The organism is Bifidobacterium polysaccharolyticum (assembly GCF_016101585.1).
In the GTDB taxonomy this organism is placed as follows: domain Bacteria; phylum Actinomycetota; class Actinomycetes; order Actinomycetales; family Bifidobacteriaceae; genus Bombiscardovia; species Bombiscardovia polysaccharolytica.
Genome location: NZ_JACFQG010000001.1, coordinates 496,015 through 511,749, shown reverse-complemented (window position 1 = coordinate 511,749; position 15,735 = coordinate 496,015). Strand labels below are relative to the sequence as shown.

Sequence of the window (15,735 nt, the reverse complement as noted above, 5' to 3'; positions counted from 1 at the left end):
AGCAGTATATATGAAGAAGCAATCGGCCCTGACCATTGCTGGCGCCGGACTGTGCGTCATGGCGCTCACGCTGGGCGCCTGCGGCGGTTCCGGCGGATCCGACTCCTCAGCCAAGGGGACCAACGGTGGTAGCTCGGATGCCATGATCTCGGTCTTCAACCCGGAGCCGGCCAATCCACTCATCCCCAGCATGACCAACGAGGTGGGCGGCGGCAACCCCATCGACGTCATGTTCTCCAAGCTGGTCCGCTTCGACGACAAGGGCAAGCCAGCCAACGAGATCGCCAAGCAGATCAAGGCCAACGAGGACAACACCCAGTACACGGTGACCATCAACGACGGCTGGAAGTTCTCGGACGGCACCCCGGTCACCGCACAGTCCTTCACCAAGGCCTGGTCCTGGGCATCCAGCATCGCCAATAAGCAGCTGGGTTCCAGCTTCTTCGCCAACATCAAGGGCTATGACGATCTGCAGAAGGAGGGCACCCCTAGCGATGCCCAGTTGTCTGGCCTCAAGGTCATCGACGACAAGACCTTCACCGTGGACCTGAGCTCGCCCTCTTCCACCTTCCCCATCCAGGTGGGCTACACCGCCTTCGCGCCGCTACCTGAATCCTTCTACAAGGACACCAAGGCCTTCGGCGAGAAGCCGGTGACCGTTGGACCCTACAAGTTCAAGTCCTGGGAGCATAACAAGTCCATTAAGCTGGTCAAGGATCCTTCATACAAGGGCGGCGTCAAGGTCAAGAACGGCGGCGTTGAGTTCCGCGCTTACACCGATGCCACAGCAGCCTACCGCGACGTTCAGGCCGGCAACTTGGACGTGCTGGATACCCTGCCTGCCTCGGCTCGCAAGACCTTCCAGACCGACAACACGGTCCAGGCCATCAACGACCCGGGCTCGGTCATCCAGATGTTCACCATTCCTACCTACATGAAGCACTTCGGCCAGGATCAGGAGGGCAAGCTCCGTCGCCAGGCAATCTCCATGTCCATCGACCGGCCAACCATCATCAAAAAAGTGCTGTCCGGAACCGCCAAGGAGGTCCACGACTTCACCGCCCCTGTCATCCCCGGCTATTCAACCAGCATCAAGGGATCCGACGTGCTCAAGTACAACCCGTCCAAGGCCAAGGAGCTCTGGGCCGAGGCCAACAAGATCTCCCCATGGGGAGAGGGCGATACCTTCAAGATCGCCTACAACGCCGATGGTGCCCATAAGGAGATCTACGACGCCGTCACCAACTCCATCAAGAACGCCCTGGGAATCCAGTCTTCGGGCAACCCTCTGCCCACCTTTAGCGAGTTCCGCTCCAACGTGCAGAACCGCAAGTTCACCGACTCGGCCTTCCGCTCCGGTTGGCAGCCTGATTACCCCTCGCCTGAGAGCTATCTGTCCAGCAACTTCGCCAGCTCGGCTGCCAACGGCAACGGGTCCAACGACGGCGACTACAAGAACCCCGAGTTCGACGACCTGATGGACAAGGCAGCCTCCGCCAAGGGTATTGACGAGGCCAACAAGATCTATCAGCAGTCCGAGGAGCTGCTCTTCCGTGACCTGCCCGCAGTCCCGCTCTACTACCAGAATTCCAACGGCGTGGCCGCCAAGAACATCAAGGGATTCTCCTTCAATTGGAAGGGTGTCCCCGCTTACTACAACATCAGCAAGTGAGGTGACGGGAGCCTGAATCCCGCACCTTAAAACTGACACCGCCCGGGCCGGCGCGGAAGGATTTACTCCGCGCCGGCCCTGGTGTTCTTACACCCCTGTTGAGGTGTGCTGGTAGACTCAAACAAGAATTTTTGCGGCGGCCCCGATCCCCATGCCGATCCCGGTCGCGGATGACAAAGGAGAATAGCCGATGGGAAAATATCTTCTGCGACGTATTCTGCAGATGATCCCCGTCGTTCTCGGCACGACACTGCTGATATACGCGCTGGTCTTCGCGCTTCCTGGTGACCCTGTGGCCGCCATGTTCGGGGACAAGCCGGTCAATCAGGCCGTTGCCGCACAGATACGTTCGGAATATAATCTCGACAAGCCCTTCATCGTGCAGTATGTGCTCTTCCTGAAGAACGCGCTGACCCTGAACTTCGGCAACACCTTCGCCGGTCAGCCCGTGATCAGTGTGATCGGCAGGGCCTTCCCGGTAACCATCAAGCTGGCCTTGATGGCCTTCGTCTTCGAGGGCATCTTCGGTGTGATTTTCGGCATCATCGGCGGCCTGACCAAGGGCAAGTGGTCGGACAACATCATCCTGGTCCTCTCCCTGCTGCTGATTTCGGTGCCTACCTTCGTCACCGGCTTCATCCTTCAGTATCTGTTTGGTGTCAAATGGCATCTGCTGCCAGCCACGGCGGGAGCCAATCCGGGCTTTATTGATCTGCTCATGCCGGCCATCGTGCTGGGTTCGGTATCCATGGCCTCCATCATCCGTCTGACCAGAACGGAGATCACTTCCAACATCTCTGAGGATTATGTACGCACGGCCCGGGCCAAGGGCATGAGCAACCGATCCGTCATCGTCCGGCATGTATTGCGCAACTCCCTGATTCCCGTAGTCACCTACTTGGGTGCTGACATCGGTGGACTCATGGGCGGGGCCATGATTACCGAGCGCATCTTCAACATCCAGGGCGTGGGCAACACCCTCTACCAGGCCATCCTGAGGGGCGAAGGCACCCTGGTGGTTTCCATCGTGACCATTCTGGTCCTGATCTTCGTCATCACCAGCCTCCTGGTCGACCTGCTCTACGCAGTGCTCGATCCGCGAATCCGGTATGCGTGAGGGAGAGGGACCGACTATGAGTGAAACGGCAATGAACGAGTCAAGCGAACAGAACGAAAGCCAGGTCCACGTATACTTCCCGGACCCCCTGCCGGGGCAGGAGCGGTTCGTGGCCCCCATTGACGAGACGCCACTGCGCGAGGTGGATTCGGTGGATGAGGACGTGCCGCCTACCAGCATGTGGGCCGATGCCTGGAAGACCCTGAGGCGCAACCCGCTCTTCATCATCTCTGCAATCCTGGCGATTGTGGTCATCCTGGTGGCCCTCTTCCCCAACCTCTTCGCCAAGCAGGACCCCATGGCCTGCAACCTGTCCAACTCTGTGGAGCCAGGTCGGCCGGGACACCCCTTCGGCTTCGACCTGCAGGGTTGCGATGTCTACAGCCGCGTCATCCATGGGGCTCGGACCTCGGTGGCCATCGGCGTCATGACCACCATCCTGGTCACCGTCTTCGGCGGACTCATCGGCGCAATCGCTGGATTCTTCGGGGGCTGGGTCGACGCAGTACTCAGCCGCATCACCGACATCTTCTTCGCCATCCCTATGATCTTGGGTGCCATCGTGCTCCTGCAGATGTTCCGTACCTCCACCTCACTGTGGAAGATCATCCTGACCCTGACCCTCTTCGGCTGGGTCAACATGGCACGTATCACCCGAAGCGCCGTCCTGGAAGCCAAGAACCTGGAGTTCAATACCGCATCCACGGCCTTGGGCTCCACGCCTCTGCGCAACCTCTTCCGGCATATCCTGCCCAACTCACTGGCTCCGGTCATTGTCATGGCTACCATGTCGCTGGGTAGCTACATCGTCTCTGAGGCCACTCTGAGCTTCCTGGGCATCGGTCTACCCTCCACCGTGGTCTCCTGGGGAGGGGATATCTCGACGGCCCAGAGCCTCCTGACCACCAATCCCTCGGTCCTCTTCTATCCCTCCGCAGCCCTGGCCATCACTGTGTTGGCCTTCATCATGATGGGTGACGCGGTCAAGGATGCGTTGGATCCCAAGAGCAGAACGGCCTGAGTGGAGGAAGCATGACTGAAGCAGATAAGAACATGACCACCAATCAGGAGAATCAGCCCCTGCTCGATGTACGGGACCTGCAGGTGGACTTCACCGCCGATGGGCGCATCGTCCACGCAGTTCGCAATGCCTCTTTCAACGTCTATCCCGGCCAGTGGGTAGCCATCGTGGGGGAGTCCGGCTCGGGCAAGTCCACCTCGGCCATGGCTGTGCTGGGCCTTCTACCCGGCACCGGCAAGGTGACCGGCGGTAGCATCCGGCTCAAGGGGCGTGAGCTGGTGGGCTTGGGCCGCAAGGACTACGAGGCGCTACGTGGCTCCCAGGTGGGCCTGGTTCCGCAGGACCCAATGAGCAATCTGAACCCGGTCTGGCGCATCGGTTCCCAGGTCAAGGAGGCGCTGACCGCCAACCACATGGATGTCTCCCGGGAGAAGCGCTCCCGGCTGGCCAAGGCTCTGGCTAGCGACGAAGAGGTGAAAGTAAAGAAGTCTGACGACGAGCTCTTCATCTCCTCCAAGGACCTGCCTGGTCTGCTCGAGGCCGCTCGCCAGGCCCTGAGCGACGCCGGGGTTGCCGACGTGGACAAGACCATGGAGGCCATGAAGGCCGAGTGGGATGTGGGTTCCGAGACCCGATGGGGTGTGGCCAAGTCCCTGATCGATGCCGGTGTGAATGACGACAAAGCCTGGACGCTGGCCAAGGAGCATGTGACCGGATCGGATATGGATGACCGTATTGCCGGTCTGCTGTCGGAGGCCGGGCTGCCTGAGGCCGCAACCAGGGCACGGCAGTATCCGCATGAGTTCTCCGGCGGCATGCGCCAGCGCGCCCTGATCGCTATCGGCCTGGCTTCCCGCCCTGACCTGCTGATTGCGGATGAGCCCACCAGCGCCCTGGATGTGACGGTCCAGAAGAGGATTCTGGACCACCTGCGCAGCCTGACCGAATCCCTGGGCACCGCGGTGCTCTTCATCACCCACGACCTGGGTCTGGCAGCCGAGCGCGCCCAGCACATCGTGGTCATGTACCGGGGTCAGGTGGTGGAGTCAGGTCCTAGCCTGGAGGTCCTGCAACACCCCCAGCACCCTTACACCAAGCGGCTTGTCCAGGCTGCGCCCTCGCTGGCCTCCCAGCGCATCATATCCGCCAAGCAACGTGGTCAGGATGCCGAGGGGCTGCTGGAGCATCATGTCAAGGGCGAGAGCACCCTGGAGCGCAGCGAGCACGTCATCACTGTGGAGCACTTGACCCGCGAGTTCAGGCTGCCGCGTCGTAAGGAGATGTTCAAGGCAGTGGACGACGTCTCCTTCTCGGTCAAGCGGGGAACCACCCTGGCCATCGTGGGGGAGTCCGGCTCGGGCAAGTCCACCGTGGCCAACATGGTTCTGCACCTGCTCAAGCCCACCTCGGGCCGCGTGACCTACGAGGGCCAGGACATCGCCGACTTCGGCAGCCGTCAGCTCATGGAGTTTCGGCGGCACGTGCAGCCGGTCTTCCAGAACCCTTACGGCTCCCTGGACCCCATGTACTCCATCTACCGCTCCATTGAGGAGCCCCTGCGCATCCACAAGATCGGCAACGCCAAGTCCAGGCAGAAGCGGGTCAAGGAGCTGCTGAACATGGTGGAGATGCCCGAGTCGGTCATGGGGCGCTATCCCAACGAGCTTTCCGGCGGTCAGCGTCAGCGCATAGCCATCGCTCGGGCCATGGCCCTGAATCCGGATGTGATCATCTGCGACGAGGCCGTCTCCGCCTTGGACGTGCTGGTCCAGGACCAGGTGCTGCGGCTGCTCAACGACCTTCAGGCCGAGCAAGGTCTGAGCTACCTGTTCATCACCCACGATCTGGCCGTGGTTAGGCAGATCGCCGACGAGGTGGTGGTCATGCAGCACGGCCGGCTGGTGGAGCACGCCACCACCGACGAGGTCTTCGACCATCCGCAGCGCCAGTACACCAAGGATCTGCTGGACGCGATCCCAGGCGGTAAGCTGCGCTTGGGTCTCGACTAGGTATCCTTTGCACAGACTCACAAGGAAATGAGGCATCATGGGATTGTTCGGTTTCGGCAGGAAACGCGCCAAGAGGCAGGCCGAGGAGGACATCAAGGATCAGGAGGACAAGTCCAAGGGGCTCGACAAGTCCAAGGACGCTGAGGAATCCACTGAGCAATCTGATCTGACGTCAGAGACGGATCGTGACGAGACGGCTGCGGAGCAGGACGAAGCCGAGCAGAGCGGCCAAGGCCCTTGGGACAGCATGGATCCCGAGGCCCCCGATACCGATGAGTATCTGGACATCGGCGCCCTGATGCTTCCCTTCCTGCAGGGCAGCGAGCTGAGGCTCAAGGCCAACTCGCAGACCGGCGACGTGCTGGGAGCCACCATCACCTATAAGTCTTCCAGTCTGGAGTTGGAGCCCTTCGCTGCCCCCAAGTCTCTAGGCCTGTGGGACGAGGTTCGGGCCGACCTGCTAAAGGCCAACCCCTCCTGCAAGGAGGTGGACGGCGTCTTTGGCAAGGAGCTGACCCTGCCTGTCAAGGTCAAGGGCAAGAACCTGCTGACTCGGGTGGTGGGCATCGACGGACCCCGTTGGATGCTGCGTGGCATCTTCTCCGGCCCGGCAGCCAAGGGCGGCAAGGAGAAGGATGTTCTTGACGGTTACCTGGCCGACCTGGTGGTGGTCCGTGGCGATGAGCCTCTGGCCCCTCGTGACCTGGTTCCCATGCATGCGCCCATCACCCCCAATCAGCGCCGCGGGGAAGCTGAAGACTCGGAGTCCAAGGACGATGAGAGTGCGCAGATCCCTGGCAAGCCGGAGGGGCCCTTCGACTCGGACCAGCAGACCGAGGTGAAGACCACACTGTCTCGCGGACCCATGTTCTCGGAGGTTCGCTAAGGCTGTGAAGCAGAAGCATTCCGGGCTGGCAGCGCTGGCCGACGACGATTTCTCCGTCATGGAGGCCATCGGCGGATGGCGGGGGATCGTCGAGTCCTTGCTGCCAGGACTGGTATTTCTGCTTTTCTTCCTGGTGACCGGCCGTCTGGGTCTGACCGTTGCGGTTTCAGCAGCCATGGCCCTGTTGCAACTCTTGATTCGTCTGGTCCAGCGGCAGTCTTTTCTGGGAGCTCTGACCGGTTTGCTCTCGGTGGGCATCTGCTTGGTGGCTGCATGGTTGACCCGGGATGCCCGCAACTATTACCTGCCAGGATTCCTGACCAACGGATTCTGGATTATCGTTTTGGCCGCCTCACTGCTGGCACGGATGCCCGGCATAGGCCTGCTGGTGGAGTATTTGCGCCGACCCGTCGTCTCAGGCTGGAAGCAATGGCTGGTCTCCTGGCGGGGCGAACCTGATCTGATTCGGGCCTATACCCAGGCCACCTTGGTCTGGATCGCCGTCTTTGCGCTTCGTCTGCTGGTTCAGCTGCCGCTCTACATGGCCGGCTCCGTCGGGTTCCTCGGCGCAGCGCGTTTGATCCTGGGCCTGCCCCTGTTTGCTCTGGGCATCTGGATCAGCTGGCTGCTGATCGGAGGCCCTTATCATCGTCGCCAGGTCGACCAGGAGGTCCATGCCGATCATGACTGAAACCAGGGTTCGTCTGCGCATCGAACGCTATGCCGACCAGGGCCGTTGCGTGAGCCACTTGGAGGACGGCCGGGTGGTCTTCGTCCGCTTTGCCCTGCCTGGGGAGCTGGTGGAGGTTCTTTTGGACGAGCCTCACGGCCGAGCCGGTAGATTCGCCACAGGCGAGATCACTCAAGTGCTGGAGGCCAGTCCTGACCGCCGTGAGCCAGTCTGGCCCCTGGCTGGACCGCTGGCCTGGGGAGGAGGCCTGGGTGGCGCCGATTTGATTCACGTGAGCCTTCCCGGTCAGCTGGCTTGGAAGGCCGATCTGATCGGCCAGCAGATGGCCCGGCTGGGTGGGGTGGATGTCCAGGTGCCTGTGGCTCGGGTTCCAGGCGATGAAGAGTTGGGCGGTCTACACTGGAGGACCCGAATCGAGCTGGTGGCCGACGAACAGGGCCGTCCCTCCATGCGTCGGCGGGGTTCGCATGACCGTCTACCGATTCAGACCATGCCCCTTGCTACGCAGGAGTTGCTGAAGCTGGCCGAGGACCTGGGTATCTGGGAAGGCGGCCTGCCCGCAGGAGCCCGTATACGTCTGGCTGCGCCCCAGCCGCGCGACGGGGGACCGATTGGCGACAACTACGCCCTACTGGTCAATGGCCGTCTGCGCCAGGGGAGCCGCCTGCTAACAGAGCGGTTGGAGGCAGGGACGGGACCTGAGTACCGGGTCCAGGCTGACGGATTCTGGCAGGTTCACCGTCAGGCTCCAGTCGTGCTGGCCAGGGCGGTATTGGACCAGGCTAAGAGGGCCCTGGCTGGGGTCGCTGAGCCGGTCATCTGGGATCTTTACTGCGGATCAGGTCTCTTCACCCTGCCCCTGGCTGCCCTGGCGGACGGACGAGCCCGGCTCCTGGCTGTGGAGGGTTCCGCCGGAGCCATTGCCAGTGCGAAAAACAATGTGAAACGGGCTGGACTGGACCGAGTGGTCCTGCGTCGAGGTGATGTGGCCAAGGTTTTGACTGGAGGTCCGCCCAAGGGACTGGGCCATCCCGACCTGATCCTACTTGATCCTCCTAGAGCCGGCGCCAAGGCTGCGGTCTGTCGACTGCTGGCCGCCAGCGGGGCTGGGACCATCATCTATGTGGCCTGCGATCCGACCAGCCTAGCTAGGGATACGTCCACCCTGATTTCCCTAGGCTATAGTCCCAAGCATCTTGAGGCCTTTGACATCTACCCGATGACCCACCACGTGGAGACGGTGGCGGTCTTCACCCGCACGGCGGGAAGGCGGCGCTGACTTGAACCGCGCCGGGCGGGTCTTGGCAGTGGTCAGGCGGCTCTGCGGTCTGTTGATGGCGGTCGCCCTGTTGGCAGGCTTGCCCATGCTGACCGGCTGTGCCCCAAAGGGCAGGGCAGTGGGCGACTCCTGGAATGATGGCACCGTGCCCCATGACGGTGTCGATCGCTCCGACATACTAGTGGCTTTGATTGGCTGCCCGCAGACAGGTGACAAGGACCCAGATGCCGGTCTTGACAGCCGCATCCTGGCATCGCTGAAGGCGGAGCGTATAAAGGGCTATTTCTCCTCAGCGCAGTCCACTAGCGATCAGCAGGATGGGGTGCAGGATGCCGTCAACCGGGGTGTCAGTCTGATTCTGATCCGTCGGCCCGGGGCCGGGAACTGGACTCCCGTCCTGAAGACGGCCCGGAAGGCGGGCATCCCTGTGGTAGAGTTCGCTCAAAGCGCCAAGGCTTGGACCCCTGACCCAGGTAGGCTCTACTATGCGGCTACGGTCCACCCGGTGGATCCTGCTGGGCATCCGCACTCGCCTATGTTGGCTGACGCTCTGCAGACCATAGTGGACGACGGGCCGCATGCCAGGATCATGGCCGTGCGCCTGAGCGCCGACCGAGAGGGGGCCGAGGATGAGCACAGGCAGTGAGCAAGAGCCGACAGTGGGCACAGGCTTTCCTGACACTGACCGGCCGGGGCTGAGCTCGCAGGAGGTGGAGCAGCTGAAGGCCCAGGGTCTGGTTAACGTCTCCCAGGACCAAACCTCGCGCAGCCTGGGCCAGATTATCCGTGACAACGTCTTCACCCTCTTCAATGGGATCATCCTGACCGCCATGGTGGTGGTCCTGCTGACCGGGCAGTGGAATGACGCGGTCTTTGGCCTGATCATCATCATCAACACCGGCATTGGCGTGGCCACTGAGCTCAAGGCCAAGCACACCCTGGACGGGCTGTCCATCCTGGTGGCCTCCGATTACACGGTGCGCAGGGATGGGCGCAACCTGACCGTGCCCCACGATGCCATCGTCAAGGGGGACCTGCTCTGGATCCGCTCCGGGGACCAGGTGCCCGCAGACGCGCAGATCATCGACACCTACGGTCTGGAGCTGGACGAGTCCATGCTGACCGGTGAGTCGCGCACAGTCAAGCACAAGCCGGGCGACCAGGTCTACTCGGGTTCCACAGCCGTCTCGGGCATGGCTCTGGCCCAGGTGACCGCCGTGGGCGCCGACTCCTACGCCGCCACGCTGACGGCCAAGGCCAAGGTCTACAAGAAGGTTCGCTCTGACCTGAACGAGGGCATCAACACCATCCTCAAGGTCATGACGGTAGTGGTCATTCCCCTCTGTCTGCTGCTCATCTTCACCCAGATGCGGACCGTGGGCGGCTTCCAGACGGCGCTGGCCACGGGAGCCTGGCGGCAGGCTGTGGTGTCTGCCGTGGCCGGTGTTGTGGGCATGATCCCCGAGGGTTTGGTCCTCTTGACCTCCCTGAACTTCGCCCTAGCCGCCATCCGCCTGGCCCGGCATCAGACCCTGGTCCAGCAGATGGAGTCCGTGGAGACCCTGGCCAGGGTGGATGCCCTGAATCTGGACAAGACCGGCACCATCACCGACGGGGGCATCGTCTATGACGACCTGCACCAGCTGGCCGAGGATCTGCCGGCACAGCAGCTCCGGCAGGCCCTGGTGGACGTCTGCGCAGAGGAGAGCCCCAACGCCACCGGCCGGGCCATTCTCAAGGGGATAGACGACCTGCATCCTGGCAGAGCCGTCAGCCGCCTGCCCTTTTCCTCGGCCCGCAAGTGGAGCGCCGTGGCCGACCAGTCCGGGCGGATCTGGTACTTCGGCGCCCCGGAGGTGCTCCTGGCATCCCAGGCGGGCAGATGGCCCCAGGTGGATCAGCAAGTGGCCGACCTAGCCGACCGCGGCTACCGGGTGCTGATGCTGGCCGCCCCCGATGGGTATCCGAGCACCGACCAGTCTGACTACTTCACCAGCAGTCCCGATCTGCCCGGGAACCTGAAGCCCCTGGCCCTGATCACCTGCTCTGAGCACATCCGCGACGACGCTGCCGAGACTCTGGCATGGTTCCGTCAACAGGGCGTGCGCTGCCGGGTCATTTCGGGCGACAACCCGGCCACGGTGGCGGCCATCGCCAGCAAGGTGGGTCTGACCGGCGACCGGGCACCCCGGGCCATGGATGCCCGTCAGCTGCCCGAAGACACGGCAGCTCTGGCCGAGGTCCTGGAGGACGTGGACGTGCTGGGCCGGGTTCTGCCCGACCAGAAGAAGGCCATCGTCCAGGCCCTGCACCTGAAGGGTCACACAGTGGCTATGACCGGCGACGGGGTCAACGACTCCCTGGCCTTGAAGGAGGCGGATCTGGGCATCGCCATGGGCAATGCTGCGGCCGCCACTAAGGCCGTGGCCCAGCTGGTCCTGGTGGATTCGCGCTTCTCCCATCTGCCTGACGTGGTGGCCCGGGGTAGGCAAGTCATGGCCAACATGGAGCGTGTGGCCGGCCTCTTCCTGGTCAAGACCGTCTACTCGGCCCTGATCTCCCTGGGCGTGGTCCTGACCGGCATCCCCTTCCCCTACCTGCCACGGCACATCACCTACATCGGCGCCCTGACCATCGGCACACCGGCCTTCTTCCTGGCGCTGGCCCACAACACCAGGCGCTACCGGCCCGGCTTCCTCAAGCGGGTGGTTACCTTCGCCCTGCCCTCGGGCATCGCCACGGCTTTCATTGTGCTGGCGGCGGCCTGGAGCCTGCCCGGTCTGTTGGACCTGAACCTGGCTCGGCCCGGGGATCTGGGACGCTGGCGGTCCGTCTGCGCCATCATTCTCTTCTGCATGGGCGTGCTAGTCCTGACCCAGGTGGCCCGACCTCTGCGCTCCTGGAGGGGCCTACTGGTCCTCTTCTTCGCCACAGCCGGAGTGATCGGAGCCCTGATTCCCATAGTGGCGCAGTTCTTCGCCATCAGTCTGCCCACCGGTCCTGCCCTGGCCGCCACCGTGGCCTTCGCCCTAGTTGGTGCTCTGCTCATGGTCCTGGCCGTCCTGGGCTATCCAGCATGCGCACGTTACATCCGGCAGGTAACACATGGGCGCTAAGAATGAACCTCAAAAGCACAGATAAGCGTCGCTGACGGTTTGGGGCTCTCCCGCCGCCGGTCCACATGGGCGCAAGGACTAATGCCTGAGCGTCCAAGGAAGGGGTGGTGCATGTCAGAATCCGCACAAGATGCCGGTCGTTCCAAGCTCAAGGTGGGCTCCGAGGAGTTCGAATACTACCGAATCAGCGACCTGCCGGGGATTGATCATCTGCCCTACAGCCTGCGCATCCTGGCTGAGAATCTGCTGCGGCACCAGAACGGAACCACGGTGACCCGGGACCAACTGGACCAACTTCTGAACTGGAACCCCAAGGCCCAGCCTGACAGGGAGATCCAGTTCAGCCCCGCCCGGGTGCTCATGCAGGACTTCACCGGCGTGCCCTGTATGGTCGACCTGGCCACCATGCGCGATGCCGTCAAGGCCCTGGGCGACGACCCCTCTCTGGTCAACCCGCTCATCCCAGCGCAGATGGTGATTGACCACTCTGTCCAGGTGGACAGCTCGGGCGTGCCCGGCGCCCTGGAGCACAACATGGATCTTGAATACCAGCGCAACAGTGAGCGTTACCGCTTCCTGCGCTGGAGCCAGCAGGCCTTCCAAAACTTCCGCGTGGTGCCCCCGGGCACCGGCATCATCCACCAGGTCAACCTGGAGTATCTGGCCCAAGTGGTAATGCGCAGGGACAGGACCCAGGGGGAGGGGCCGGCTCTGGTCTACCCGGATTCCTGCGTGGGCACCGACTCCCACACCACCATGGTCAACGGCCTGGGCGTGCTGGGCTGGGGCGTGGGCGGCATCGAGGCCGAGGCGGCCATGCTGGGCCAGCCCATCTCCATGCTGGTGCCCCAGGTCCTGGGCTTCAAGCTGACCGGATCCATCCCCGAGGGGGTTACCGCCACCGACGTGGTGCTGACCGTGACTCAGATGCTGCGCGAGGTGGGCGTGGTCGGCAGGTTCGTGGAGTTCCACGGCAAGGGCCTGGCCCAGGTCCCCCTGGCCAACCGGGCCACCCTGGGCAATATGAGCCCTGAGTTCGGCTCCACCTGCGCCATCTTCCCCATCGACCAAATCACCCTGGACTACCTGCGTCTGACCGGTCGCAGCGACGACCATGTGCGCCTGGTGGAGGCCTATGCCAAGGCCAACGGCTTGTGGATGGACCCGGAGGATGCCGACTGCCCCGAGCCTGAGTATTCGCAGGTGCTGGAGCTGGACCTGTCTACGGTGCGGCCATCCATCGCCGGCCCCCGGCGGCCCCAGGACCGCATCCTGCTGGACCAGGCCCAAAAGACCTTCCATCGGGACCTCAAAGATTACAGCGACCAGGGCAGGGACAACGGCGAGGCTGTGCCGGTCAAGAAGGCCGACGGCAGCGAGTTCAGCCTGCGGGACGGGGATGTGGTCATTGCGGCTATCACCTCATGCACCAACACCTCCAACCCCTCGGTCATGGTGGCTGCTGGTCTTCTGGCCCGCCTGGCACGCGCCCGGGGCCTCAAGCCCAAGCCCTGGGTCAAGACCTCATTGGCTCCTGGCTCCCAGGTGGTGACGGACTATCTGACCCGGACCGGCTTGAGCGAGGACCTGGACGCCCTGGGCTTCGAGCTGGTCGGCTACGGCTGCACCACCTGCATCGGCAACTCCGGCCCTCTGGACCCGGCCATTCACCAGGCCATCGCCGATCATGACTTGACGGTGACGGCTGTGCTCTCGGGCAACAGGAACTTCGAAGGGCGCATCAGCCCGGATGTGAAGATGAACTACCTGGCCTCGCCGCCCCTGGTGGTGGCCTACGCCCTGGCAGGCACCATGGACTTCGACCCCTGGCACGACCCCCTGGGCCAGGACAGCCAGGGCAAACCAGTCATGCTGGCGGACATCTGGCCCTCCCAGGAGGCCATCGAGTCCGTGGTGGGCACCGCCCTGGACCGGGACATGTACCTGCGCGACTATGCGGATGTCTTCGGCGGGGATGAGCGCTGGCGGAAGCTGGAGGTGCCGGAGGGCGAGCTCTTCCACTGGGACCAGGATTCCACCTACATCCGTCGCCAGACCTTCTTCGACGGCATGAAGGCCCAGCCCGACCGCCTGGAAGACATCCATGGGGCCCGGGTGCTGGCCCTGCTGGGGGATTCGGTCACCACCGACCACATCTCGCCTGCAGGGGCCATCAAGGCTGACGCTCCGGCCGGCCGCTATCTGCAGGAACATGGCATAGCCCCCAGGGACTTCAACTCCTACGGCTCCCGGCGCGGCAACCACGAGGTCATGGTCAGGGGCACCTTCGGCAACATCCGTCTGCGCAATCAGCTGCTGGCCTCGGTGGGGCTGGATGTGCGCCCGGGAGGGTTCACCTACGACTTCCTGGACGGTCAGGAGACGACCATCTTCGAGGCGGCACAGGACTACGCCAGGCAGGGCACGCCCCTGGTGATACTGGCCGGCAGTGAGTACGGCACAGGCTCCTCAAGGGATTGGGCGGCCAAGGGCACAAGGATGCTGGGTGTGCGGGCCGTCATCGCCAGGTCCTTCGAGCGCATCCACCGCAGCAACCTGATCGGCATGGGCGTGCTGCCGCTGGAGTTCCCAGCGGGGGAGTCGGCCCAAAGCCTGGGGCTGGACGGTCAGGAGACCTATGACTTGATTGGTGTCGATGTCCTGAACAGCTCCCTGCCCGAGCAGGTCCAGGTACGGGCTCAGCGGCCCGACGGTAGCAAGGTGGAGTTTGCGGCCAAGGTGCGTATCGACACACCTGGCGAGGCCGAGTATTACCGCAACGGCGGCATCCTGCAGTACGTGCTGCGTGGTCTGCTGTCCAGAGCTAACCAGGAAGCCTGAAGAAGATATAAAAAATCCCCGCCACCAATGCCAGGGGCGGGGATTTCCTTGTCAGTTGCGATCGCCGACCAGGTCCAGGATGTAGAGGAAGAGGTTGACGAAGTCCAGGTAGAGGTTGAGGGCGCAGAGGATGGAGACCCGCTTAATGGCCTCCGGCCCCTGGCTGCGGTAGGTGGCGAAGATGACCCTGGTCTGCTGGGCGTCATACATGGTCAGCCCGGCGAAGAGGATGATGCCGATGGCCGAGACCACGCGCAGGGCCGTGTTGGAGGGGGCCACGAAAAGCATGACCACCTGGACCAGGATCAGCATGAGCAGGCCGGCCATGAAGATGGACCCCATGCCCAGCATGTTGCGCCGCGTGGTCAGCCCCAGCATGCTGAGGACGAAGAAGAAGCCTGCGCTGATCACCAGGGTCAGCATGATTGACGGCAGGGAGTATGTCATGAAGATGGTGCTCAGGGTGAAGCCCATCAGGGCTGCATAGATGTAGAACATGACCCGGGCGGTGGAGGTGCGCATGCGCATAACACGGACGCTCAGGACCATGGCGAAGGCCACCTGGACCACGGCCATGCCGATCCAGCCCAAGGTGCCCGTGGCCTGCATGAAGGCCAGGAGCAGACCGGTCCGGGCTGTCAGGTAGGCGGTCAGGGCGGTGACCAGCAGGCCGATGGCCATCTCTGCATAGGCACGGGACATGGAGACCCGTTCCGCCTTTTCAAAGCTGTATGCTGCGTTGGTGTCGATGGGCGAACCCATGCCGTAGGGTTCACCACCCTGCGTGGTAGGCATCGGTTGCTGTGCGTACTGACTGTATGGGGCCTGCGGCCGCGAATCCCCGTTGAAAGCCATCTGCTCCTCCTTGTCGTTCCCGCCTGTGGCGGATGATCGTCTGGTTCAATTCTACATGGCCGGTTTGGCCATATAAAAGGTATTTGCTCTGGCTGGAATCAGGCGAGGATGGCTGCCATGGCGGGATGGTTGCATGCCCACTTCTCGTCATCGCGGTTGCCCAGCACTTGGCAGGATGGACGTGGTGGGGCGCGGGAGGAGTATCGGACCCGTGGGGTTTGAGCCTTGACTGGCACGTTCCTCCCTGC

Annotated in this window: 12 protein-coding genes; 10 read left to right on the top strand and 2 right to left on the bottom strand. The window is 63.0% G+C overall.

Annotation, left to right across the window (positions count from 1 at the left end):
* Window positions 1–10: 10 nt before the first annotated feature.
* From H3T90_RS02065 to acnA, 10 genes are all read left to right on the top strand, one after another.
* Window positions 11–1,672, top strand: a complete 1,662-nt coding sequence (locus H3T90_RS02065) for a peptide ABC transporter substrate-binding protein (protein WP_198229423.1) — start codon at window positions 11–13, stop codon at window positions 1,670–1,672.
* Between the two features lie 190 nt (window positions 1,673–1,862).
* Complete coding sequence (locus H3T90_RS02060; protein WP_110412669.1) at window positions 1,863–2,789, top strand: ABC transporter permease; 927 nt, start codon at window positions 1,863–1,865, stop codon at window positions 2,787–2,789.
* Window positions 2,790–2,820: 31 nt separating this feature from the next.
* On the top strand, window positions 2,821–3,810 hold the full coding sequence (locus H3T90_RS02055; RefSeq protein WP_121913669.1) for an ABC transporter permease: 990 nt from the start codon (window positions 2,821–2,823) through the stop codon (window positions 3,808–3,810).
* 11 nt (window positions 3,811–3,821) lie between these two features.
* The gene (locus H3T90_RS02050; RefSeq protein WP_198229422.1) at window positions 3,822–5,819 is read left to right on the top strand and encodes a dipeptide ABC transporter ATP-binding protein; all 1,998 of its coding nucleotides are present in this window, start codon (window positions 3,822–3,824) and stop codon (window positions 5,817–5,819) included.
* A gap of 37 nt (window positions 5,820–5,856) precedes the next feature.
* Window positions 5,857–6,705, top strand: coding sequence for a DUF3710 domain-containing protein (locus H3T90_RS02045; RefSeq protein ID WP_198229421.1), 849 nt, complete (start codon window positions 5,857–5,859; stop codon window positions 6,703–6,705).
* 4 nt (window positions 6,706–6,709) lie between these two features.
* Window positions 6,710–7,396, top strand: a complete 687-nt coding sequence (locus H3T90_RS02040; protein WP_198229420.1) for a DUF3159 domain-containing protein — start codon at window positions 6,710–6,712, stop codon at window positions 7,394–7,396.
* Window positions 7,389–8,675, top strand: a complete 1,287-nt coding sequence (locus H3T90_RS02035) for a class I SAM-dependent RNA methyltransferase (RefSeq protein ID WP_198229579.1) — start codon at window positions 7,389–7,391, stop codon at window positions 8,673–8,675. Before H3T90_RS02040 ends, H3T90_RS02035 begins: the two co-directional genes overlap by 8 nt.
* 1 nt (window position 8,676) lies before the next feature.
* A complete protein-coding gene (locus H3T90_RS02030; protein WP_198229419.1) occupies window positions 8,677–9,321 on the top strand; it encodes a substrate-binding domain-containing protein in 645 nt (214 codons plus the stop codon).
* Window positions 9,305–11,791 (top strand): HAD-IC family P-type ATPase, encoded by a 2,487-nt coding sequence (locus tag H3T90_RS02025; RefSeq protein WP_198229418.1) that lies wholly within the window; start codon window positions 9,305–9,307, stop codon window positions 11,789–11,791. Before H3T90_RS02030 ends, H3T90_RS02025 begins: the two co-directional genes overlap by 17 nt.
* 111 nt (window positions 11,792–11,902) lie before the next feature.
* Window positions 11,903–14,632: an aconitate hydratase AcnA gene (acnA, locus tag H3T90_RS02020; RefSeq protein ID WP_198229417.1), complete on the top strand. Its 2,730-nt coding sequence runs from the start codon at window positions 11,903–11,905 to the stop codon at window positions 14,630–14,632.
* 51 nt (window positions 14,633–14,683) lie between these two features.
* On the opposite strand, the gene H3T90_RS02015 is transcribed toward acnA, so the two are convergent.
* Together H3T90_RS02015 and H3T90_RS02010 are read right to left on the bottom strand one after the other, a co-directional pair.
* Window positions 14,684–15,487 carry a Bax inhibitor-1/YccA family protein gene (locus tag H3T90_RS02015; protein WP_198229416.1) on the bottom strand — a complete coding sequence of 268 codons (804 nt, stop codon included), beginning with the start codon at window positions 15,485–15,487 and terminating at the stop codon, window positions 14,684–14,686.
* Window positions 15,488–15,585: 98 nt separating this feature from the next.
* On the bottom strand, window positions 15,586–15,723 hold the full coding sequence (locus H3T90_RS02010; RefSeq protein ID WP_198229415.1) for a hypothetical protein: 138 nt from the start codon (window positions 15,721–15,723) through the stop codon (window positions 15,586–15,588).
* Window positions 15,724–15,735 lie beyond the last annotated feature (12 nt).